This window comes from Streptomyces sp. NPDC006512 (assembly GCF_040611935.1).
Classification (GTDB): Bacteria; Actinomycetota; Actinomycetes; order Streptomycetales; family Streptomycetaceae; genus Streptomyces.
The window spans coordinates 46984-69780 of record NZ_JBEXPG010000018.1; the positions used below are offsets into that span (position 1 = coordinate 46984).

Here is a 22797-nt window from a genome sequence, read left to right on the forward strand (position 1 = left end):
GGCGCGCGATGTGATCAGTACGACTTGGGCAGGCCCAGGGTCTGGTGGGAGACGAAGTTGAGGATCATCTCGCGGCTGACCGGGGCGATGCGGGAGACGCGGGCCGCGGTGATCAGGGAGGCCAGGCCGTATTCGCGGGTCAGGCCGTTGCCGCCCAGGGTGTGGACGGCCTGGTCCACGGCCTTGACGCAGGCTTCGGCCGCGGCGTACTTGGCCATGTTGGCGGCCTCGCCCGCGGCCATGTCGTCGCCGGTGTCGTAGAGGTGGGCGGCCTTCTGCATCATGAGGCGGGCCAGTTCCAGGTCGATGTGGGCGGCCGCGAGGGGGTGGGCGATGGCCTGGTGGCCACCGATGGGTTCCTTCCACACCTGGCGGGTCTTCGCGTAGTCGACGGCCTTGGCGAGGGCGTGGCGGCCCATGCCGATGGCGAAGGCGGCCGTCATGATCCGTTCGGGGTTGAGGCCCGCGAAGAGCTGGAGCAGGCCCGCGTCCTCGTCCCCGACGAGGGAGGAGGAGGGGAGGCGTACCTCGTCCAGGGTCAGCTCGAACTGTTTCTCCGCTGCCTGGAGTTCCATGTCGATGACGGTACGGCCGAAGCCGGGGGTGTCGCGGGGGACGATGAACAGGCACGGCTTGAGGCGCCCGCTGCGGGCGTCTTCGGTACGGCCGACGATGAGGGTGGCGTCCGCGATGTCCACGCCGGAGATGAAGACCTTGCGGCCGGTGAGGATCCAGTCGTCGCCGTCGCGGCGGGCGGTGGTGGTGATGCGGTGGGAGTTGGATCCGGCGTCGGGCTCGGTGATGCCGAAGGCCATGGTCCGGGTGCCGTCCGCGAGGCCGGGGAGCCAGGAGCGCTTCTGGTCCTCGGTGCCGTAGCGGGCGATGACCGTGCCGCAGATGGCCGGTGAGACCACCATCATCAGGAGCGGGCAGCCCGCGGCCCCGAGTTCTTCGAGGACGATGGAGAGTTCGGCTATGCCGCCGCCTCCGCCGCCGTACTCCTCGGGGAGGTTGACCCCGAGGTAGCCGAGCTCCGCGGCGTCGGCCCACAGTTCGTCGGGGTGGCCGCCCTCGCGGGCGACGCGGGCGAGGTAGTCGCGGCCGTACTTGTGGCCGAGGGCGGCGACCGAGGCGCGCAGGGCCTTGTGCTCGTCGGATTCGATGGTGGGGCTCATGACTGCGGTTCCTCCTGGACTACGGCGAGCAGGGCGCCGAACTCGACCTGTCGGCCGGTCTCGGCGTGGAGCGCGGTGAGCGTGCCGGAGGCGGGGGCGAGGATGCGGTGCTCCATCTTCATGGCCTCCAGCCAGAGCAGGGGCTGCCCGGCGGTGACGGCGGAGCCGGGGGCGAGGCCCTCGGCGACGCGGACGACGGTGCCGGGCATGGGGGCGAGCAGGGAGCCCGGTTCGGTGCGGTCCTCGGGGGCGGGGAACCGGGGGACGGGCGCGAGGGTGTGCGCGCCGAGCGGGGAGTCGACGTGGACCTCTCCGGTGTTCGAATTTTGTTTCACGTGGAACTCGCGGCGGACCCCGCCGATTTCGAGCGTGACGCGGGAGGGTGTGGCGGCGAGGAGCCGGACGGCGGGATGGTCCACGAGGACGCCGCCGTGGTCGTAGCGGGCCGTGTACTCGGTGCCGGCCACCGTGTAGCGGCGGGTCTGGGGCTGGGAGCGGACGTTGCGCCAGCCGCCGATGCGGCGGGCGAGGCGGGCGCCGGGGGCGGGGGCGGCCTCGGCGAGGGCCGCGGCGAGGACCGCCGGGGTGGGGTCCGGGGCGTCGGCGGTGAGGGCGGTGAGGTGCCGGGCGTAGAAGCCGGTGTCGGGCCGTCCGGCGGTGAACTCCGGGTGCCGCAGGGAGCGTACGAGGAGGTCCCGGTTGGTGGTCAGGCCGTGGACGCGGGCGCCGGCCAGGGCGTGGGCGAGGATGCGGACGGCCTCGGCGCGGGTCGGGGCGTGGGCGATGACCTTGGCCAGCATCGGGTCGTAGTGCACGCCGACCGTGTCCCCGTCGGCGAAGCCGGTGTCGACGCGGAGTCCGCCGGGGACGTCGAGGGTGTGCAGGACGCCGGTCTGGGGCCGCCATTCCTGGGCCGGGTCCTCGGCGTAGAGCCGGGCCTCTACGGCGTGGCCGGTGGCCGGGGGCGGGGCCGGGGGCAGGGCGGCGCCCTCGGCGACGCGCAGCTGGAGGGCGACGAGGTCGAGGCCGAAGACGGCTTCGGTGACGGGGTGTTCCACCTGGAGGCGGGTGTTCATCTCCAGGAAGTACGGGCGGCCGTCGGCGGTGACGAGGAATTCGACGGTGCCCGCACCCCGGTAGGAGACGGCGCGGGCCGCGGCGACGGCGGCCTCGTGGAGGGTGGTCCGCAGGGATGCGGGCAGGCCGGGGGCGGGGGCTTCCTCGATGACCTTCTGGTGGCGGCGCTGGAGGGAGCAGTCGCGGGTGCCGAGCGCCCAGACGGTGCCGTGGGCGTCGGCGAGGACCTGTACCTCGACGTGGCGGCCGCGTTCCACATAGGGCTCGGCGAAGACCTCGCCGTCGCCGAAGGCGGAGAGGGCCTCGGCGGAGGCGGCGTCGAGGGACTCCTTGAGGGTGTCGAGGTCGCGCACGACGCGCATGCCGCGGCCTCCGCCGCCCGCCGCGGCCTTCAGGAGCAGGGGCAGGTCGGCGGGGGTGGCGGTGGCCGGGTCGACGGGTTCGAGGAGGGGGACCCCGGCGGCGCGCATGAGGTCCTTGGCCCGGGTCTTGGAGGCCATGGCCTCGATCGCCTCGGGGGGCGGCCCGATCCAGGTGAGGCCGGCCGCGCCGACCCGGCGGGCGAAGTCGGCGTTCTCGGAGAGGAAGCCGTAGCCGGGGTGGACGGCATCGGCGCCGGCCGCGCGGGCGGCTTCGATCAGCAGGTCGGCGCGGAGGTAGGTGTCGGCGGGGGCCGCGCCGGGCAGCCGGACCGCCGCGTCGGCGGAGCGGACGTGCAGGGCGTCTGCGTCGGGGTCGGAGTGGACGGCGACGGTGGAAAGGCCGAGGGCGCGGGCCGTGCGGAAGATCCGGACGGCGATCTCGCCCCGGTTGGCGACGAGGAGGGAGGTGATGGTCATCTGCGGGCTCACATCCGGAAGACGCCGAAGCCGCCACGGGCGCCCTCGACGGGGGCGTTGTGGACGGCCGACAGGCACAGGCCGAGGACGGTGCGGGTGTCGCGGGGGTCGATGACCCCGTCGTCGTACAGCCGCCCGGACAGGAACGTCGGCAGGGACTCGGACTCGATCTGCGCCTCCACGAAGGCGCGCATCCCGGCGTCCTGTTCCTCGTCGTACGGGAGGCCCTTCGCGGCGGCGGACTGCCGGGACACGATGGACAGGACGCCCGCGAGCTGCTGGGGGCCCATGACGGCGGACTTGGCGCTGGGCCAGGCGAAGAGGAAGCGGGGCTCGTAGGCCCGTCCGCACATGCCGTAGTGGCCGGCGCCGTAGCTCGCGCCGATGAGGACGGACAGGTGCGGGACGCGGGAGTTGGAGACGGCGTTGATCATCATCGAGCCGTGTTTGACGATGCCGCCCTGCTCGTACTCCTTGCCGACCATGTAGCCGGTGGTGTTGTGGAGGAAGAGGAGCGGGATGTCGCGCTGGTTGGCGAGCTGGATGAACTGGGCCGCCTTCTGCGACTCCGCGCTGAACAGCACTCCTTGGGCGTTGGCGAGGATGCCGACCGGGTAGCCGTGGAGGGTGGCCCAGCCGGTGACCAGGCTGGGGCCGTAGAGGGGCTTGAACTCGTCGAAGTCGGAGGCGTCGACGATGCGGGCGATGACCTCGCGCGGGTCGAAGGGGGTCTTCAGGTCCGGCGGGACGATCCCGAGGAGTTCCTCCGGGTCGTGGAGGGGCTCGGCGGCGGCCGGCGGGTCCTGGTACGGCTTGCGGTGGTTGAGGCGGGCCACGATGCGGCGGGCCTGGCGGATCGCGTCGTACTCGTCGAGGGCGTAGTGGTCGGCGAGGCCGGAGGTGCGGGCGTGCATGTCGGCGCCGCCGAGGGACTCGTCGTCGCTCTCCTCGCCGGTGGCCATCTTGACCAGGGGCGGACCGCCGAGGAACACCTTCGAACGGTCCTTGATCATGATGGTGTGGTCGGACATTCCGGGGATGTACGCGCCGCCCGCGGTGGAGTTGCCGAAGACGACGGCGACGGTCGGGATGCCGTCGGCGGAGAGCCGGGTGAGATCGCGGAAGACGGCGCCGCCCGGGATGAAGATCTCCTTCTGGGAGGGCAGGTCCGCGCCGCCGGACTCGACGAGGCTGACGCAGGGCAGCCGGTTCTGGCGGGCGATCTCGTTGGCGCGCAGGGCCTTCTTCAGGGTCCAGGGGTTGCTGGCGCCGCCGCGGACGGTGGGGTCGTTGGCGGTGATCAGGCATTCGACGCCCTCGACGGTGCCGATGCCGGTGACCATGGAGGCTCCGACCGGGTAGTCGCTGCCCCAGGCGGCAAGCGGGGACAGCTCCAGGAAGGGGGTGTCCGGGTCGAGGAGCAGCTCGACGCGTTCGCGGGCCAGGAGTTTGCCCCGGTCGCGGTGGCGGGCCGTGTACTTGTCCCCGCCGCCGGCGAGGGCCTTGGCGTGTTCGGCGGTCAGGGCGTCGAGGCGTTCCAGCGCGGCGGTACGGGCTGCCGCGTGCTCGGGGGTGCGGGGGTCGACGGTGGTGCCGAGGCGGGTCATGGGCGGGTCCCCTCCGGGGTGGGCAGGAGGTGGGTCGGGATGTCGAGGCGGCGGGCCCGCAGCCATTCGCCGAGGGCCTTGGCCTGGGGGTCGAAGCGGTGGCCGGAGGCGACGCCGGCTCCGAGGATGCCGGGGACGGTGAAGTTCAGGGCCCGCAGGTGGGGTAGCTCGTGGCGGGTGACCGGGTGGGGTGCGGTCTCCGGGAGGAGGGCCTGGAGGGTGGCGGTGGTGAGGGTGGCGCGCAGCCACTGCCAGGCCTCGTCGGTCTCGACCCAGACGCCGATGTTGGCGTCGCCGCCCTTGTCGCCGCTGCGGGCCCCGGCCAGGAGGCCGAGGGGGGCGCGGGTGGTGGCGCCGCCGTCCGGTGCCCCGGGGGCCGGGGGCGCGGGTTCCGGGCTCCCGGGTTCGGGTTCGGGTTCCGGGGGCCGCGGGTCCGGGGTGTCCCGTACGGCGACGGGCGGGATGGGGAGGCGGGTGGCGTCCGGGAGGACGGCGGTGTGCGGGACCCAGGCGGCCGGGGTCGTCGAGGAGGCGAACACCCCGTACGGCTGGGCCGGTGCGGGCGGGGCCGTGACGTGGAAGCCGGGGTAGCTGCCGAGGGCGAGTTCCACGGCGGCCGAGGTGAGCGCGCGGCCGACCCGGTCGGGGGAGGAGTCGCGGACCACCAGGCGCAGCAGGGCGCTCGCGGTCTCCTCGGTGTCGGCGTCGTCGTGGTCGGTACGGGCGAGGGTCCAGGTGGCGGTGTCGACGTCGGCGAGGAGTTCCGCGAGCTGTGCGCGGACCAGGGCGGCCTTGGCCTCGATGTCCAGGCCGGTGAGGACGAAGACGATCTCGTTGCGCCAGCCGCCGATGCGGGTGACGCCCACCTTGAGGGTCGGCGGCGGGGCCTCGCCGCGGACCCCGCTGAGGCGTACCCGGTCGGGGCCGTCGGCGCCGAGGCGGACGGTGTCCAGGCGGGCCGTCACGTCGGGGCCGAGGTAGCGGACGCCCTGGGTCTCGTACAGGAGCTGGGCCGTGACGGTGCCCGGGGTGACCGCTCCGCCGGTGCCGGGGTGCTTGGTGACGACGGCCGAGCCGTCCTCGGAGATCTCGGCGAGGGGGAAGCCGGGGCGGCGGACGTCGTGGGCGGTGAAGAAGGAGTAGTTGCCGCCGGTGGCCTGGGTTCCGCATTCCAGGACGTGTCCCGCGACGACCGCTCCGGCCAGCCGGTCCCAGTCGTCGGGCGCCCAGTCGAACCACCAGGCGGCCGGGCCGCTGACCAGTGCCGCGTCCGTGACCCGGCCGGTGACGACGATGTCGGCGCCGGCCCGCAGGCAGGCGGTGATGCCGGCTCCGCCGAGGTAGGCGTTGGCGGTGAGCGCGTCCTCCTCGTAGGGCATCAGGTCGTCGCCCTCGACGTGGGCGACCGAGACGGGGATCCCCGCCCGGGCCGCGAGGTCGCGGACGGCGTCGGCGAGGCCCGCCGGGTTGAGTCCGCCCGCGTTCGCGACGATCCGCACGCCCCGTTCACGGGCCAGGGCGAGGGAGTCCTCCAGCTGGCGCAGGAACGTCTTGGCGTAGCCGAGTTCGGGGTGTTTCAGGCGGTCGCGGCCGAGGATCAGCATGGTGAGTTCGGCGAGGTAGTCGCCGGTCAGGACGTCGAGCGGGCCGCCGGTCAGCATGTCGCGCATCGCGGTGGCGCGGTCGCCGTAGAAGCCGGAGGCGTTGGCGATGCGCAGCGGGCGGCGGCTCACCGGGGGCCGTCCTGGGGGGCGTCCTGGGGGCCGTTCTGGGGGGCGCGGCCGGGGCCGGCGGGTCCGGCGAAGGCCTGGGCGATGTCCAGCCACCGGTCGGCGTCGGGGCCGGTGGCGGTCAGGGCGAGGTCGTCGCGGTGGGCGCGCTGGGTCACGAGCAGGCAGAAGTCGAGGGCCGGTCCCGTGACGCGCTGTCCGGCGTCGGGCGGGCCGTACGTCCAGGGGCCGCCGCCGTCGGGTGCGAGGAGTTCCACCCGGAACTCGGCCGCGGGCGCCGGCAGGCCGCGTACCGCGTACGCGTAGTCGCGGGCCCGTACGCCGATCCGGGCGACGTGGCGCAGCCGGGCGGTCGGGGTGCGGAGTACGCCGAGGGCGTCGGCGACGTCCTGGCCGTGGGCCCAGGTCTCCATCAGGCGGGCGCCGGCCATGGAGTTGGCCTTCATCGGCGGCCCGTACCAGGGGAAGCGGGCGTCGGCCGGGGCGGCGGCGAGGGCTGCGTCGAGGGCGGCCCGCCCGTCCCGCCAGCGGGCGAGGAGCTCGGCGGGCGGGAGGGCGGCGCCCTCTGCCGCGCCCTCGTCGACGAAGCTGTCGGGGGCCTTGAGGGCCTCCTGCACGAGCTGTCCGAAGCCGTCGGGGTCGGTGAGGGAGAGCAGCGAGGCCCGGTCGGTCCAGTGCAGGTGGGCGATCTGGTGGGCGAGGGTCCAGCCGCTCGCGGGGGTGGGCCTCGCCCAGTCGACGGCGGGCAACTCCCCTACCAGGGAGTCCAGTTCACGCCCCTCCTCCCGGAGGTCGGCGAAGACGGCGACGGCGGACGGATCGGGCACGTTAGCGCTCCCCTGCTCGGCGTGAGGGGAAGCCTGGCACCCGCCAAAGAAACAATCAAGCACGCTTGCATGATTTTCTGACCCTGGCCGACGGGGACCGCCCCCTTCCCGCCAACGGGCCCAACGGAACGTTTCCGCAGGGGACTTGGAGAGCGGGCTGGTCGGACGCCGCCCCGGCCCCGGGGCACTCCCCCGGGGCGCGGGAACCCGTGGAGCCACTTCCGGCCGGATGCCGGGAACCCCACGGAACGGCGCCGGTGACGCGTCGATACTGGACGTTCCGCTCCGGGACCCGAGCGTGCGCAGCCACATCCGAACACGTCCATGTCACTCGACGAAGAGGATGCACCGACGTGAACCGAGCCGCCCCGCCCACCTCGCCCGCGTACTCCCTCTACCCCGAACTCGACGCGGCCGCCCTCGGGTCCTTCGCCGCCGCCCTGGAGAGCGGTGACCCCTCCGGGCTGCCGCCCGCGCGGGCCGCCGAGGTGGAGGCCGTCCGGGCCGCCGCCGTCTTCAGCCGGGGCAAGGTGACCGGCGCGGGCGGGGTGCTGCTCGACGCCGCGCTGTGGCGGCACACCGGGTCCCGGCCGCGTCCGGTGGTGGTGATGCCCGCGCCGTGGACGAACCTGGGCTGGGTCGCGTACGCCGTGCGGGCCAGTGCCTTCGCGGCCCGCGGCTACGACGTCCTCGCCTACACGCCCCGCGGTTTCGGGGCCTCCGCCGGGCAGGCCGACATGGCGGGGCCGCTCGACGTCGCCGACGGCAGCCGGGCCCTGGACCACCTCCTGGAACGCACCGCCGGGCCCGTCACCAAGGCCGGGTTCCTCGGCGCCTCCTACGGTTCCGGGATCGGCCTGCTCGTCGCCGCGCACGACACCCGCGTGGACGCGGTGGTGGCGTTCAGCACCTGGGGCGACCTCGGCGAGGCCCTCGTCGAGAACTCCACCCGGCACGTCGCCGCCGTCCAGGCCCTGCTCACGGCCGCGGCCCGGGCCCGGCTGAGCCCGACGACCGAGCGTGCCCTGGAGGACGTGCTGGCCCACCGCGACACCGAGGGCGTCCTGCGCTGGGCGGCGGAGCGTTCCCCCTTCTCGCACGTCAAGGAACTCAACCGGCGCCGGGTCCCGGTCTTCTTCTCCCACGCCTGGCACGAGACGCTCTTCCCGGCGAACCAGACCCTGAAGCTGTTCGACGAACTCAGCGGCCCCAAACGCATCGTCCTGTCCGCCGGCGACCACGCCGGCCCCGGCACCGGCGGCCTCCTCGGCCTCCCGGACCGGGTCTGGACGGACGCCCACCGCTGGTTCGACCACCACCTCCTGGGCCTCGAAAACGCCGAGGACGCGGGCCAGGTCGCCGCCGAGGTGATGTGGAGCGGAACCGTCGAGCACCGGCCGACCTGGGACGCCCTCACCCGGGAGGTGCTCCGGCTGCACCTCACCGGCGGCCGGGAACTGGCCGAACTCCCCGAAGCCGGCTGGAGCGCCCGCGTGCTGTGCGGGGTCGACACCCCGGCGGCCGTCGCCCACGAGGTCGTGCGCTCCGGGTACGCGGAGATGGCGGGCCGCCCCCGGCTCTACCCGGCCGGCGACATCGACCGCGAGGTGGCCGCCGTCTGGGCCTGCGCCCCCGCCGGGGAGACGCTCCGGCTGCGCGGCGTCCCGCGCCTGCGCGTCACCTACCGGGCCGCGAACCCGGGCTCCAGCTTCGTCGCCCACCTCCTGGACCTGGCGCCCGACGGCTCGGCGCGCCTGATCACGCACGCCCCGTACAGCGACCTGGGCTCCGCCCCGGACAGCCTGATCAGCGCGGACATCGACCTCCAGGCCACCGCGTACGACGTCCCGCGCGGCCACCGCGTCCTGCTGGTCGTGGCCGGCCGCGACGCCTTCTACGCCGACGCCAACCTCCCCCGCGCCACGCTCGCCCTCACCTCCCCGGAGGCCACCCCGTCCTACCTGGAGCTCCCCCTGGGCTGACCGGCGGCGGCGCCCGGGCGGTTCAGCAGACGTTCAGCAGACCTGGCCCGGGCCCGTCGCGGCCGTGGCCCGCAGCAGGTCGCGGAGCAGGTCGAAGTCGATGCGGTCCGGGCGGCGGAAGCGCAGGCAGGCCTTGCCCATGTCGTGGCCGGCCAGGCGCTCGGCGAAGGCGTCCCGCACGTCGGTGCGCAGCAGGTAGAAGGAGACGTACTGCTTCTGGTTCGCCCAGGCGATCTCCCCGACGGGCTCGCCGGCGCGCACGTACGCGGGCATCCCGTACGCGATGACCTCCTCGAAGCCGGTCAGTTCCGTGCGGCACAGCTCCCGCAGCCGGGTCAGGGCGGCGCGGCGCGCGTCGGGGACGGCGGCGAGGTAGGCGTCGACGGGGTCCATCAGGCGGCCTCCGCCCGGCCCGCCTTCGCGGCCCGCTCGGCCGTGCCCGCCGTCCCTGCGGCCCCTGCCGTGCCTGCCTTCTTGCCGATCTGGGAGCGGACGGCGCCCATGCTGGCCGCGATGACGAGGGCGATGGCGAGGGCGTCCAGCGCCGACATGGCCTGGTTCAGGACGAGGAAGCCGGCGGTCGCCGCGATGGCGGGCTCCAGGCTCATCAGGATCGCGAAGGTCGGGGCTGGCAGCCTGCGCAGGGCCAGCAGTTCCAGGGTGTACGGGAGGACGGAGGACAGTACGGCCACGCCGAGGCCCAGGGCGAGCGTGCCGGGCACCAGGAGGGCGGAGCCGGACTCGATCACGCCCAGGGGCAGGGAGAGGACCGCGGCCACCGCCATGGCCAGCGCCAGCCCGTCGGCCTGCGGGAAGCGGCGGCCGGTCCGCGCGCTGAAGACGATGTACGCGGCCCACATCGCGCCCGCCCCGATCGCGAACGCGGCGCCCGCCGGGTCGAGGGAGCCGAACCCGAGGCCGCCCCCGCCGTGCCCGGAGAGCAGGACGACGCCGCCGAGGGCGAGGCCCGCCCACAGCAGGTTCACCAGCCGCCGCGAGACGATCACCGACAGGGCCAGCGGGCCGAGGACCTCCAGGGTCACGGCGGGGCCGAGCGGGATGCGGTCGATGGCCTGGTAGAAGAGGCCGTTCATGCCGGCCATGGCCACGCCGAAGGCGACGACCGTGCCCCAGTCGGAGCGGGTGTAGCCGCGCACCTTGGGCCGGCACAGGAGCAGCAGCACCAGCGCGGCGGCGGCCAGCCGCAGCGTGACCACGCCCGCCGCACCCGCCCTGGGCATGATCATGACCGCGAGGGCGGCCCCGAACTGCACCAAGATCCCGGCCGAGACCACCAGTGCCACCGGCCCGAACCGGGCACGGGCCGACCCCGGGGCGACGCCACCGGCGGGCACGGGTGTGGCGGGGGCGGCCGGGGTGGCGGGGGTGGTCGTCGGGGACGAGGATGGTGCGGGCATGAATCCAGACTAAGGGGTACGTAAGGGCCGTGACGCGGTGTCCTTCCTTACACGCCTCGCACACGCCCGCACACGGCCCGGCTCCCCCGCACGCGCCCGCCCCGTGGCCCGGCTCCCCCGCACGGCCCGCGCCCTACAACGCCTCGGCGAGGAGTTCCGCCAGGTGGCGGGCCCGGCGGCCGGCCAGCTGGGCGATCTGGGTCCGGCAGGAGAACCCGTCGGCCAGGACGGCCGCGTCGGGCCCGGCCGCGCGCAGCGACGGCAGCAGCTGTTCCTCCGCGCACGCCACCGAGACGTCGTGGTGGCCGGGCTCGAAGCCGAAGTTGCCCGCCAGGCCGCAGCAGCCGCCGCTGAGCTCCCCGCCGAGCCCGGCCCGCTCCCGCAGCCGCCGGTCGGCGGCGTCGCCGAGGACGGCGTGCTGGTGGCAGTGGGTCTGCCCGGCAACCTTCCGGTCCAGGCGCGGCGGGGTCCAGTGCGGGGCGTACTCCTCCAGGGTCTCCGCGAAGGTGCGCACCGCCGCCGCGAGGCGCTCCGCGCGCGGGTCGCCGGGGAGCAGGGCGGGCAGGTCGGCGCGCAGGGCCGCCGCGCAGCTGGGTTCGAGGACCAGGACGGGGCCCCGTACCTCGCCGACGGCGTCGAGGGTGCGGCGCAGCACGGCGCGGGCCCGGTCCAGGCGGCCGGTGGAGGCGTGGGTGAGCCCGCAGCACACCCGGCCGCGCGGCACGGTGACGGTGAGCCCGGCCGCCTCCAGCACCCGCACGGCGGCCCGCCCGGCCTCGGGGGCGAGGTGCTCGGTGAAGGTGTCGGGCCACAGGGTCACGGTCACCGGCGGCCCCACCGCACTCCCCGCCTGAGCCGCGCCACCACGCGCCCCGCCACTGCCCCCGCCCCCGCCCCCGCGCCCCCGCCACCAGCGGGTGAACGGGACCCGCCCGATCGGGGGCAGGGGCCGCTCCCGGGTGAGTCCGGGCACGGGCAGGAGGCGGGCGGCCGCGTTGGCCAGGGGCGCCGCGCGCAGGGCCGCGATCAGCCGGAGCCAGCCCGGGAGCCCGCCCAGGAGGTAGTGGGAGAGGGGCCGGATCCGGCCCGCCCAGTGGCGGTGCAGGAACTCCGCCTTGTACGCGGCCATGTCCACGCCCACCGGGCAGTCGCTGCGGCAGCCCTTGCAGCCGAGGCACAGGTCCAGCGCCTCGGCGACCTCCGCCGAGCGCCAGCCGTCGGTGACGACCTCCCCGGCGAGCATCTCGTGCAGCAGCCGGGCCCGGCCGCGCGTGGAGTGCCGCTCCTCCCCGGTGACCCGGTAGGTCGGGCACATCACGCCCGGCCCGCCCGGCTCCGGCGTACGGCACTTCGCGACGCCGACGCACCGGGCGACCTCCCCCGCGAACGGGGTGTCCGGCAGTACGGCGAAGCGGAGGTTCTCGTCGAGGCGGGCGGGCCGCACCAGCGTCCCCGGGTTCATCCCGCCCGCCGGGTCCCACAGGTCCTTGTACGCGCCGAAGAGCCGGATCACCTCCGGGCCGTACATCCTCGGCAGCAGTTCGGCCCGGGCCTGCCCGTCCCCGTGCTCCCCCGACAGGGACCCGCCGTGGGCGGCGACCAGGTCGGCCAGTTCCTCCGAGAAGGCGCGGAAGCGGGCCACGCCGCCGGCGCTGACCAGGTCGAAGTCGATCCGGACGTGGACGCAGCCCTCCCCGAAGTGCCCGTACGGGGTGCCGCGCAGGCCGTGCTCCGCCAGCAGGGCGCGGAACGCCCGCAGGTACGCCCCGAGCCGGGCGGGCGGTACCGCGCAGTCCTCCCAGCCGGGCCAGGCCATCGTCCCGTCGGGCATCCGGGTGGCCGTGCCCGCCGCGTCCTCCCGGATCCGCCAGAGCGCCCGCTGCCCCGCCGGGTCGGTGACCAGCAGCGCGTCGAGGGCGTCGGCGCCGCGCAGCAGGGTGCGCGCGGCGCCCTCGTCGGGCATCTCCACGAACAGCCAGGCCCCGCCGCGGGGCAGCCCGGCGGCTCCGCGCACCAGGTCCTGGGCCATCCCCTCGACGGTGAGCGGCCGGTACGGGAGCAGTCCGGCGGCGGCGTCGGCGGCCGCGCCCTCGTCGGCGTACCCGAGGACGGCCAGGACGGGCGCGGGCGGGAGTTCCACGAGGCGCACCCGCGCCTGCGTCACCACGCCGAGGGTGCCCTCGCTCCCGCAGAAGGCTCGGGCGGCGCCGACGCCCCGCTCGGGCAGCAGTGCGTCGAGCGCGTAGCCGGAGATCCGCCGCGAGAAGGCCGTCTCGCCGAGGCCCGTACGGAGCACCGCGAGGTTCCCCGCGACCAGTTCGCGGAGCCCGTCGGGGGTGCCGGCCCAGCCGGTGCCGAGCCGGTGGGTGCCGCCGCCGTACGCGGCCACGGTCAGCGCGGTGACGTTGTCGGCGGTGGTGCCCCAGGCCACGGAGTGGGCGCCGCAGGCGTTGTTGCCGATCATCCCGCCGAGGGTGCAGCGGGAGTGCGTGGAGGGGTCGGGCCCGAAGGTCAGCCCGTACGGGCGGGCCGCGTCGCGGAGCCGGTCGAGGACGAGGCCCGGCTGGACGACGGCGGTCCTGGCCTCGGGGTCGAGGGAGACGAGGGCGTTCATGTGCCGGGTGAGGTCGAGGACGATCCCGGTGCCGGTCGCCTGCCCGGCGATGGAGGTGCCGCCGCCGCGCGGTACGACGGGTACCCCGGCGTCCGCGCAGATCCGCAGGGCGGCCGTCACGTCGTCGGCGTCGCGCGGGGTGACCACGCCCACCGGGACGCGCCGGTAGTTCGAGGCGTCCATGGTCACGAGCGCGCGGGCGGCGGCACCGAAGTCGACCTCCCCGCGCAGGTTCTCCCGCAATGTCCGTTCGAGTTCCCCGGATGTCGTCACGGCGCCCACCCTGCCACCGCGCCGGGGTGTCTCATCCGCTGGACGCGCTTCCGATCCCCGGTCCGGGACCCGATACGCTCCGCTCGTGGCTGAGATCCAGATTCCCGCTGACATCAAGCCCGCCGACGGACGCTTCGGCGCGGGCCCCTCCAAGGTGCGGACCGAGGCGCTGGACGCCCTCGCCGCCACCGGTACCTCCCTGCTCGGAACCTCCCACCGCCAGGCCCCGGTCAAGAACCTGGTCGGCTCGGTGCGCGAGGGCCTGCGGGACCTCTTCTCCCTTCCCGAGGGCTACGAGGTGATCCTGGGCAACGGCGGCTCCACCGCCTTCTGGGACATCGCGACCCACGGGCTGATCGAGCGGAAGTCCCAGCACCTGACCTTCGGCGAGTTCTCCTCCAAGTTCGCCAAGGCCGCGAAGCTCGCGCCGTGGCTGGACGAGCCGTCCGTGATCTCGTCCGAGCCGGGCACGCACCCCGAGCCGGTCGCCGAGGCGGGCGTGGACGTGTACGCGTACACGCACAACGAGACCTCGACGGGTGTCGCGGCGCCGGTCGCGCGGGTCGCGGGCGCCGACGCCGGTTCGCTCGTTCTGGTGGACGCGACCTCGGGCGCCGGCGGCCTGCCGGTGGACATCACCGAGACCGACGTCTACTACTTCGCCCCGCAGAAGTCCTTCGCCTCGGACGGCGGCCTGTGGCTGGCCGCGTTCTCCCCGGCGGCCCTGGAGCGCGCGGCCCGCGTGCACGCCTCCGGCCGACACGTCCCGGAGTTCTTCTCGCTGCCGACGGCGATCGACAACTCGCTGAAGAACCAGACGTACAACACCCCCGCGCTGTCGACGCTGTTCCTGCTGGACCAGCAGCTGCGGTGGATGAACTCCCAGGGCGGCCTGGAGTTCACGACCGGCCGTACGGCGGCCAGCGCGCGCAACCTGTACGGCTGGGCCGAGGCCTCGAAGTACGCGAGCCCGTTCGTCCAGGACGCCGGCAAGCGCTCCGCCGTCATCGGCACGATCGACTTCTCGGACGACATCGACGCGGCGGCCGTCGCCAAGGTGCTGCGCGCGAACGGCATCGTGGACACCGAGCCCTACCGCAAGCTCGGCCGCAACCAGCTGCGCGTCGCGATGTTCCCGGCGATCGACCCGGCGGACGTGCAGGCGCTGACCGCGTGCATCGACTACGTGATCGAGCAGCTCTGACCGGTCGGGCCGACGCCCCTCACCCGCAGCATCCGGAACCCCCGTCGCCGTCGCAGGCGCCGGGGGTTCCGGCGTTCCCGCACGCCGCAACACCCGCACGCACGCACGCCGGGACGCCGGGACCTTGGTCCCAAAAATCGGGGCAAAGAGCCCGTCAACGGATGATCCACACCCGCCTTCCGGCCTGCGCCTTTGCCTCCCGGGACCTTCGGCAGGGCCCGGTCCGGCCCGCGACGCCCCCTGCAACCAGGCGCACGGGATGTCCCTCATGTCTGGTGTGCCGGGAAAAAGCCCGGCCCGTTCAGGAGGAATCACATGCGCAAGGCACTCACCATCTCGGCGATCGCCCTCGCCTCGTCGATGGCCCTCGGCGGCGCCGCCACCGCTTTCGCCGCCGGCTCCCCGGCGTCCCCCGCTCCCTCGGCGAGCGCGAGCTCCACGCCCGAGCCCTCCCGCGCTTCCCTGTCGGTGCCCGCCTCCCCGGTCAAGCCGGGCGACTCCGTCACCCTGTCCATGGAGGTCCCGGACGGCTCGACGCACCTCTCCGTGTCCTCCGCGGCCCTCGTCGACGTCAAGATGACCGACGGCAGGGGTGTCAGCGCCAAGGTCGCCGACGTCAAGGACGGCAGCTACGGCGTCTCCCTCGTCGGCACCGGCCCCGACGGGAAGAAGATCCAGGCGAGCGCGCAGCTGCACGTAGAGGCGGGCTCCAAGCCCACCCCGGCGCCGTCCACCCTCCAGCTGTCCAAGGACTCCGGACACCCCGGCGACAAGATCACCGTCACGGTGAAGACCTCCGAAAAGGACGCCTCCGTCAAGTCCCTCGCCTTCGCGGGCGGCCAGGTGAACCTGAAGGGCGACGGCAAGGGCACCTTCACCGGCACCGCCACCGTCGCCCAGGACGTCAAGTCCGGCTACTACGCCGTCGACGCCTACGCGGGCGGCAAGAAGTTCGACACCGTGAAGTTCTCCACCGAGGCCAAGGGCACCCCGGACGTGAAGCCGGACGTCAAGCCCCTCCAGCCGCTGCGCCCGAGCGAGCACAAGATCCCCAAGGGCTCCGTGAACACCGGCCAGGCCCCCGCCGGCCCCGTCACCGGCTCCGTCACCGGCTCCGAGACCGACCGTGGCTGACCGGACCCCCCGCCGCCCCTCCCGCCAGGACGGCCGCCGCGCACGCCGCACGGCCGCCCTGGCGGGGGCCTCGGCCCTCGCCGCCGTCCTCGCCACCGGCTGCTCCGCCGGCGCCGCGACGGCGAAGGACGCACCCGCCCGCGCGACGGCGGCCTCCTCACTGGCCCCGTCCGTACCGGACCGGATCAAGATCCCCGGCATCAAGGTCGACGCCCCCCTCGACACGGTCGGCCTGGACCCCCAGGGCGTCATGCGGGAGCCGGACTTCGCCAAGCCCGACGACGCGGCCTGGTACCGGCAGGGCCCCACCCCCGGGGAGCCCGGCGCCGCCGCGATCGTCGGCCACATGGACACCCCGCAGGCCCCGAAGGCCGTCTTCTTCAACCTCAGGGAACTGAAGAAGGACCAGCAGATCGAGGTCCACCGGACCGACGGCACCACCGCCGTCTTCGCCGTCGACGAGGTCGACACCTTCAAGAAGGACGCCTTCCCCACCGACCGGGTCTACGGCGACACCCACGGCAAGGCCGAACTGCGCCTCGTCACCTGCGGCGGCGACCTCACCCCGGACCGCCACTGGGACGCCAACGTCGTCGTGTTCGCCCACCTCACGGGCAAGGCGTAGCCCCGCACGCGATACCTTCAGCAGTTCGGGGCAGGCGCGGAAGGTTCCGGGCCGGGCGAGTTCTTGGAGGCAGCGGCGTGAACGTGCGAGTGACAGCGGCACAGAGTGGCGTGGACCCCTTCGGGACCGCACGGCTGCGACGCGGGGTGCTCGACGCCTGGGGCGCGGGCCCGGCCCGCTTCCGGGAGGACGCCAACGCCGAGGAGGACCTCGCGCTCGGCGGCTACCGGGACCGGCTCGTCGTCGAGTTGGCGCAGAACGCCGCCGACGCGGCCGCCCGCGCCAAGGTCCCCGGCCGGCTGCGGCTCACCCTGCACCCCGGCGAGGGCGGTCACGCCGTCCTCGCCGCGGCCAACACCGGGGCCCCGCTCGACGCGACGGGCGTGGAGTCGCTGAGCACCCTGCGGGCCTCCGCCAAGCGCGAGACCGACGGCTCCGGCGAGACCGTCGGCCGCTTCGGCGTCGGCTTCGCCGCCGTCCTGGCCGTCTCCGACGAACCGGCGGTCCTCGGCCGCCACGGCGGAGTCCGCTGGTCCCTCGCCGAGTCCCGCGAGATGGCCCGGGACGCCGCCGTCGGCAGCCCCGGCCTCGGCGACGAACTCCGCCGCCGCGACGGCCACGTCCCGCTGCTGCGCCTGCCGTTGCCCGCCGAGGGCACCGCCCCCGAGGGCTACGACACCGTCGTGGTCCTCCCGCTGCGCGACGCCGCCGCCGAGGAACTCGTGGAGCGGCTGCTGGCCGGCATCGACGACGCCCTGCTGCTCACCCTGCCCGGGCTGCGCGAGGTCGTCGTCGAAACCCCGGCCGCCGGGCACCGCGTCCTCTACCGGCGCACCGACGGCCCCTACACCGTCATCGAGGACTCCGCCTCCGGCACCCACCGCTGGCGCACCGTCCGCCACAGCGGCCCCATCGAGCGGGAACTCCTCGCGGACCGGCCCGTCGAGGAGCGGCTGCGGCCGACGTGGACCGTCACCTGGGCCGCCCCCGTCGACGCCGACGGCGCGCCCGAACGCCCCCGCACCGCGCCCGTCGTCCACGCGCCGACCCCCACCGACGAGCCGCTCGGCATCCCCGCCCTGCTCATCGCCTCGCTGCCGCTCGACACCTCGCGCCGCCACCCCGCCCCCGGCCCGCTCACCGACTTCCTGGTGGAACGCGCCGCCGACGCGTACGCCGAACTCCTCGGCGCCTGGGACCCGGTGACCACCGCCCTCGTCGACCTCGTACCCGGCCCGCTCGGCAAGGGCGAACTCGACGGGGCCCTGCGCGGCGCCGTCCTCCGGCGCCTGCCCCGCACCGCGTTCCTCGCCCCGGCGGCCCCGGCGGCGCAGCCCGACGAGGAAGCGCCGGAGGAGGCCGGGGAGCGGCGGAGCGCCCTGCGCCCGTTCGAGGCCGAGGTCGTCGAAGGGGCGGGCGCCGACACCGTCCGCGTCCTCGCCGAGGTCCTGCCGACCCTGCTGCCCGCCGGTCTGGAACGCCGCCCCGAGCTGCGCACCCTCGGTGTGGGCCGGCTCCCCCTCGGCGACGCCATCGAGCGGATCGCCGGCATCGAGCGGACCCCGCAGTGGTGGCACCGGCTGTACGACAGCCTCGCCGGAGTGGACCCCGACCGGCTCTCCGGACTGCCCGTCCCCCTCGCCGACGGCCGTACCGCGATCGGCCCGCGCCACCTCCTGCTGCCCGGCACCGACACCCCCGCCGACCTGGCCCGCCTCGGCCTGAAGGTGGCCCATCCGGACGCCGCGCACCCGCTGCTGGAGAAGCTCGGTGCCCTCCCCGCCACCCCGCGGGCCGTCCTGACGACCCCGCAGATCCGTGCCGCCGTGGCCGCCTCCCTCGACGCCGGGGAGATCTGGGACGAGGACGCGCTGGACGCCGACGAACTCGCCGAGGTCGTCCTGACCCTGGTCCGCGACGCGGGCCTCGCCCCCGGCGACGAACCCTGGCTGGGCGCGCTGGCCCTGCCCGACGAGGACGGCGAACCCACCCCGGCCGGCGAACTCCTGCTCGCCGGCAGCCCGCTGGCCTCGGTGCTGCGCGAGGACGAGATCCCGTACCTGGACTCCGAACTCGCCGAGCGGTGGGACGCCGACACCCTCGCCGCCTGCGGCGTCCTGACCGCCTTCCAGCTGGTCCGCGCCACCGACGTGGTCCTCGACCCCGACGAGCTGGAACCCCGCGACGGGGACTACGCCGAGCCCGACGACGTCGGGCTGCTGGACGCCGTCGACGTGTGGTGCGAGGACCTCCTCGACCAGTTCCCCGACACCCCCGTACCGCCGGTGGCGACCGAGCTCGTCGCCGTCCGGGACCTCGACCTCGTCGACGACGACCGCTGGCCCCAGGCCCTGGCGATGCTCGCGCAGCCCCCGCTGCGCGACGCCCTGGTCCAGCCCGTACGGATCCTCCTCCCCGACGGCACCACCCAGTCGGTGCGCCCGTACACCGCCTGGTGGCTGCGCGACCACCCCGTCCTCGACGGCCGCCGCCCCGCCGGGCTGCGCGCCGCGGGCGGCGATCCGCTGCTGGAGGGCCTGTACACGCCGGCGGACGCCACCGGCTTCGAGGACGAGCAGGTCCTGCGCGCCCTCGGCGTACGCACCACCGTGGCCGCGCTCCTCGACGAGCCCGGCGGCGCGGCCGAGCTCCTGTCCCGGCTCGCCGACCCGGACCGCGAGGTGACGGGCGGCCGCCTGCACGGCCTGTACGGGGCCCTGGCCGACCTGGACCCCGAGCAGGTCACCCTCCCGGACGAACTCCGGGCCGTGGTGGACGGCGAGGTCGTCGTGGTCGACGCGGCCGACGCCCTCGTCGCCGACGCCCCCGACCTGCTGCCCCTCACCGCGGGCCTGCCCCTGCTGCCGGTGGCCCCGTCCCGCGCGGCCGACCTGGCCGACCTCCTCCAGGTGCGCCGCCTCTCGGACACCGTCCCGGCGGAGGTGACCACCCCGGGCGAGGAGCACGAGGTACCGGAGTCCGTACGGGTCCTGCTGGGGCCGGCGACCCCGCCGACGTACCTGGAGCACGAGGAACTGGTCGCGGGCGGCACCGAGCTCGACTGGCGCCGCACCCCGGACGGCACGCTCCACGCGGCCACCCTGGAGGGCGTCGCCGCCGGCCTGGCCTGGGCCGCGGGCCAGTGGCCCCGCCGCTTCGAGGTGGCCGCCCTCCTGGAAGACCCCTCCCGGACGGCGGAACTGGCCCGCGACCGCTGGTTCGACTGAGCTCCGGCCGATGCCCGCGCAGGGACCCGGGAACCCGGTCCCTACGCGGGGAACTTCCGGTCGACCCAGCGGAACGTGAACTCGATCAGGGTCGCGGCGGCGGCGGCGATCGCCACCGCGGTCCACGGCATCGTCGTGCCCACCAGCTTGAGTTCGAAGAAGTCCTGGAGCCAGGGCACGACGAGGACGATCAGGAAGGCCCCGCCCATCGCGCCGACCAGGCCGACGCGCCACCACGTGTACGGGCGGGCGATGATCGCCAGGACCCACATCGAGGTCAGGAACAGGGTCAGGGTCGCCGCGCTGGTCTCGGCCTCCAGCGCCTCGGGGCCGGTGTAGTGGGCGCGCGCCACGATGTACGTCACGAAGGTGGCCGTGGCCGCGATGACGCCGCCGGGGATGGCGTAGTGCATGACGCGTTTCACGAAGTGCGGTTTGGCGCGTTCCTTGTTCGGGGCGAGGGCGAGGAAGAACGCCGGGATGCCGATGGTCAGCGTCGACAGCAGGGTCAGGTGGCGCGGCAGGAAGGGGTACTCGACCTGCGAGCAGACCACGAGGACGGCCAGCAGCACCGAGTAGACCGTCTTCGTGAGGAAGAGGGTGGCGACCCGGGTGATGTTGCCGATGACGCGGCGGCCTTCGGCGACCACCGACGGCAGGGTGGAGAAGCTGTTGTTGAGGAGGACGATCTGGGCCACGGCCCGGGTCGCCTCGGAGCCGGAGCCCATGGAGACGCCGATGTCGGCGTCCTTGAGGGCGAGGACGTCGTTGACGCCGTCCCCGGTCATGGCGACGGTGTGGCCGTTGGACTGGAGGGCGCCGACCATGTCCCGCTTCTGCTGCGGGGTGACCCGGCCGAAGACGGAGTTCCGGTCGAGGACGGCGGCCATCTCGGCCCGCTCTGTGGGCAGCCCTCGGGCGTCTACGGTGTCCTGCGCCCCGGGCAGGCCGAGCTTGCCGGCCACGGCGCCCACGGAGACGGCGTTGTCACCGGAGATGACCTTGGCCTTGACGTCCTGGTCCTCGAAGTACCGCAGGGTGTCGGCGGCGTCGGGGCGCAGCCGCTGTTCGAGGACGACGAGGGCGGTCGGCCGGACGCCGCCGGCCACGGCGGCGTCGTCGAGCTCGCGGGCGGAGCGGGCCAGCAGGAGGACCCGCAGGCCCTGTTCGTTGAGGGTGTTGATCTCCTCCAGGGCCGGGTCGCCGACGGGCAGGAGGACGTCCGGGGCGCCGAGCAGCCAGGTGTTGTTCTCGCCGTCGCCCTCGCTGAAGCTGGCGCCGCTGTACTTGCGGGCGGAGGAGAAGGGCAGTGACTCGGTGCAGCGCCATTCGGCGCTGTCGGGGTAGGCGTCGATGATGGCCTGGAGGCTGGCGTTGGGGCGCGGGTCGGACTCGCCGAGGGCGCCGAGGACCTTCTTGACGTAGGCGGGGTCCGCGCCGCCGAGGGGGCGCAGTTCGGTGACGTCCATGCCGCCCTCGGTGAGGGTGCCGGTCTTGTCGAGGCAGACGACGTCGACGCGGGCGAGGCCCTCGATGGCGGGCAGTTCCTGCACGAGGCACTGCTTGCGGCCGAGCCGGATGACGCCGATGGCGAAGGCGACGGAGGTGAGGAGGACGAGCCCTTCGGGGATCATCGGGACGATGCCGCCGACGGTCCGGGCGATGGCGTCCTTGAGGTTGTTCTCCTTGACGACGAGCTGGCTGATGATCAGGCCGATCGAGGTCGGGATCATCATCCAGGTGACGTACTTGAGGATGGTGGAGATGCCGGAGCGCAGTTCGGAGTGGACGAGGGTGAAGCGGGAGGCTTCTTCGGCGAGCTGGGCGGCGTAGGCCTCGCGGCCGACCTTGGTGGCGGTGAAGGCGCCGCCGCCGGCGACGACGAAGGAGCCGGACATGACCTCGTCCCCGGGCTTCTTCAGGACGGGGTCGGCCTCGCCGGTGAGGAGGGACTCGTCGATCTCCAGGCCGTCGGCCTCGCCGACGACGCCGTCGACGACGACCTTGTCGCCGGGCCCGAGTTCGATGACGTCGTCGAGGACGATCGCGGAGGTGGAGATCTCCGCGGTGGTCCCGTCGCGGCGGACGCTGGGTTTGGCCTCGCCGATGACGGCGAGCCCGTCGAGGGTCTTCTTGGCGCGCAGTTCCTGGATGATGCCGATGCCGGTGTTCGCGACGATCACGAAGCCGAAGAGGCTGTCCTGGATGGGCGCGACGATCAGCATGATCACCCACAGGACGCCGATGATCGCGTTGAAGCGGGTGAAGACGTTGGCGCGGACGATCTCACTGGTGGAGCGCGAGGAGCGGACGGGGACGTCGTTGACGTCGCCGCGGGCGACGCGTTCGGCGACCTGCGCGGTGCTGAGGCCGCCCGGTTTGAAGAGGGGGGCGGGCGGCTTCACGGGGTGCACCGGATCGAGCTCGGCTCCCGCGTCGATGGCGGCGCCGGACCGCTCCGGCCCGTCCTGGTCGATCTTCGCCCGCTGCGTCATGCTTCCGACGGTAAAGGGGGTTCGAACGGTTCACCCGCCGAGCGGTCCGAAGATCCGACCTGAGGATGAGCGGAATCCTCCGCTGGTCGCCCCCGTCCCCCGGCCCGTCCCTGAGGCCTGCTACCGGTCGGCGTCGGCGTCGGCGTCGGGCTCCGCGCTGCCGGGCGGGGCGGCTTCGGCCGCGGCCAGTGCCTCCTGCTCGGCGGCGTGGCGCTTGAGGGCGGCGTCGCGGCCGCGGACGTACCAGATGCCGATCAGGCCGAGCCCGCCGCCGGCCGCGCAGGTCCAGACCCACCACAGCAGGTCGCGGTCGGCGAACCATCCGTAGAAGGGGAGCTGGACGACGAACAGGGCGAACCAGAGGATGGTGCCGCCCGTGATGGTGGCGACAACCGGGCCCTCCAGGGGCTCGGGCGCCTCGTGTGTCGCAGTCCACTTCGCCATGCGGCCCAGTCTAGGTGGCCTGATTTCAGGTCTACGCGCGGAGATGGACCACGCTCCGCTCATGTGTTCATACTGAAACGGTTTGCCTACGGCCTGATTCATTCGTATGAATCGCTAAATCAACCA

General features: G+C 74.4%; 15 protein-coding genes. 5 read left to right on the plus strand and 10 right to left on the minus strand.

From position 1 onward, the window contains the following. Window positions 1-14: 14 nt before the first annotated feature. From ABZZ17_RS14865 to ABZZ17_RS14885, 5 genes are read right to left on the minus strand one after another with little or no spacing between them, the layout of a single operon-like run. Window positions 15-1175 carry an acyl-CoA dehydrogenase family protein gene (locus ABZZ17_RS14865; protein WP_356875839.1) on the minus strand — a complete coding sequence of 387 codons (1161 nt, stop codon included), beginning with the start codon at window positions 1173-1175 and terminating at the stop codon, window positions 15-17. Beyond that, window positions 1172-3091, minus strand: coding sequence for a biotin carboxylase N-terminal domain-containing protein (locus ABZZ17_RS14870; protein WP_356875841.1), 1920 nt, complete (start codon window positions 3089-3091; stop codon window positions 1172-1174). Before ABZZ17_RS14870 ends, ABZZ17_RS14865 begins: the two co-directional genes overlap by 4 nt. 8 nt (window positions 3092-3099) lie before the next feature. Continuing rightward, window positions 3100-4698, minus strand: coding sequence for a carboxyl transferase domain-containing protein (locus ABZZ17_RS14875; RefSeq protein WP_356875843.1), 1599 nt, complete (start codon window positions 4696-4698; stop codon window positions 3100-3102). After that, window positions 4695-6431 carry an acyclic terpene utilization AtuA family protein gene (locus ABZZ17_RS14880; RefSeq protein ID WP_356875845.1) on the minus strand — a complete coding sequence of 579 codons (1737 nt, stop codon included), beginning with the start codon at window positions 6429-6431 and terminating at the stop codon, window positions 4695-4697. The genes ABZZ17_RS14875 and ABZZ17_RS14880 overlap by 4 nt, the downstream gene beginning before the upstream one ends. After that, window positions 6428-7255, minus strand: a complete 828-nt coding sequence (locus tag ABZZ17_RS14885) for a TIGR03084 family metal-binding protein (RefSeq protein ID WP_356875847.1) — start codon at window positions 7253-7255, stop codon at window positions 6428-6430. The genes ABZZ17_RS14880 and ABZZ17_RS14885 overlap by 4 nt, the downstream gene beginning before the upstream one ends. Before the next feature lie 353 nt (window positions 7256-7608). On the opposite strand from ABZZ17_RS14885, the gene ABZZ17_RS14890 reads away from it, so the two are divergent. Continuing rightward, the gene (locus ABZZ17_RS14890) at window positions 7609-9237 is read left to right on the plus strand and encodes an alpha/beta fold hydrolase (RefSeq protein WP_356875849.1); all 1629 of its coding nucleotides are present in this window, start codon (window positions 7609-7611) and stop codon (window positions 9235-9237) included. A 33-nt stretch (window positions 9238-9270) separates the two neighbouring features. On the opposite strand, the gene ABZZ17_RS14895 is transcribed toward ABZZ17_RS14890, so the two are convergent. The 3 genes from ABZZ17_RS14895 to ABZZ17_RS14905 form a co-directional block, all read right to left on the minus strand. Continuing rightward, on the minus strand, window positions 9271-9630 hold the full coding sequence (locus ABZZ17_RS14895) for a DUF1801 domain-containing protein (RefSeq protein ID WP_356875851.1): 360 nt from the start codon (window positions 9628-9630) through the stop codon (window positions 9271-9273). Further along, a complete protein-coding gene (locus ABZZ17_RS14900; RefSeq protein WP_356875853.1) occupies window positions 9630-10655 on the minus strand; it encodes an EamA family transporter in 1026 nt (341 codons plus the stop codon). The genes ABZZ17_RS14895 and ABZZ17_RS14900 overlap by 1 nt, the downstream gene beginning before the upstream one ends. 133 nt (window positions 10656-10788) lie before the next feature. Next, a complete protein-coding gene (locus ABZZ17_RS14905) occupies window positions 10789-13542 on the minus strand; it encodes an FAD-binding and (Fe-S)-binding domain-containing protein (protein ID WP_356875855.1) in 2754 nt (917 codons plus the stop codon). Window positions 13543-13627: 85 nt separating this feature from the next. Between ABZZ17_RS14905 and serC the strand changes: the two genes are divergently transcribed. From serC to ABZZ17_RS14925, 4 genes are all read left to right on the plus strand, one after another. Then, window positions 13628-14746 (plus strand): phosphoserine transaminase, encoded by a 1119-nt coding sequence (serC, locus tag ABZZ17_RS14910; protein ID WP_356875857.1) that lies wholly within the window; start codon window positions 13628-13630, stop codon window positions 14744-14746. Window positions 14747-15061: 315 nt separating this feature from the next. Continuing rightward, on the plus strand, window positions 15062-15880 hold the full coding sequence (locus ABZZ17_RS14915) for a hypothetical protein (RefSeq protein WP_356875859.1): 819 nt from the start codon (window positions 15062-15064) through the stop codon (window positions 15878-15880). After that, window positions 15873-16505, plus strand: coding sequence for a class F sortase (locus tag ABZZ17_RS14920; RefSeq protein ID WP_356875861.1), 633 nt, complete (start codon window positions 15873-15875; stop codon window positions 16503-16505). Before ABZZ17_RS14915 ends, ABZZ17_RS14920 begins: the two co-directional genes overlap by 8 nt. Before the next feature lie 77 nt (window positions 16506-16582). Next, on the plus strand, window positions 16583-19732 hold the full coding sequence (locus tag ABZZ17_RS14925) for a molecular chaperone Hsp90 (RefSeq protein ID WP_356875863.1): 3150 nt from the start codon (window positions 16583-16585) through the stop codon (window positions 19730-19732). Window positions 19733-19773: 41 nt separating this feature from the next. Here the strand turns inward: ABZZ17_RS14925 and ABZZ17_RS14930 are convergent, their stop codons facing one another. Continuing rightward, on the minus strand, window positions 19774-22227 hold the full coding sequence (locus ABZZ17_RS14930; protein WP_356875865.1) for an HAD-IC family P-type ATPase: 2454 nt from the start codon (window positions 22225-22227) through the stop codon (window positions 19774-19776). Between the two features lie 120 nt (window positions 22228-22347). Further along, window positions 22348-22671, minus strand: a complete 324-nt coding sequence (locus ABZZ17_RS14935; RefSeq protein WP_356875867.1) for a DUF2530 domain-containing protein — start codon at window positions 22669-22671, stop codon at window positions 22348-22350. Between the last annotated feature and the right edge of the window lie 126 nt (window positions 22672-22797).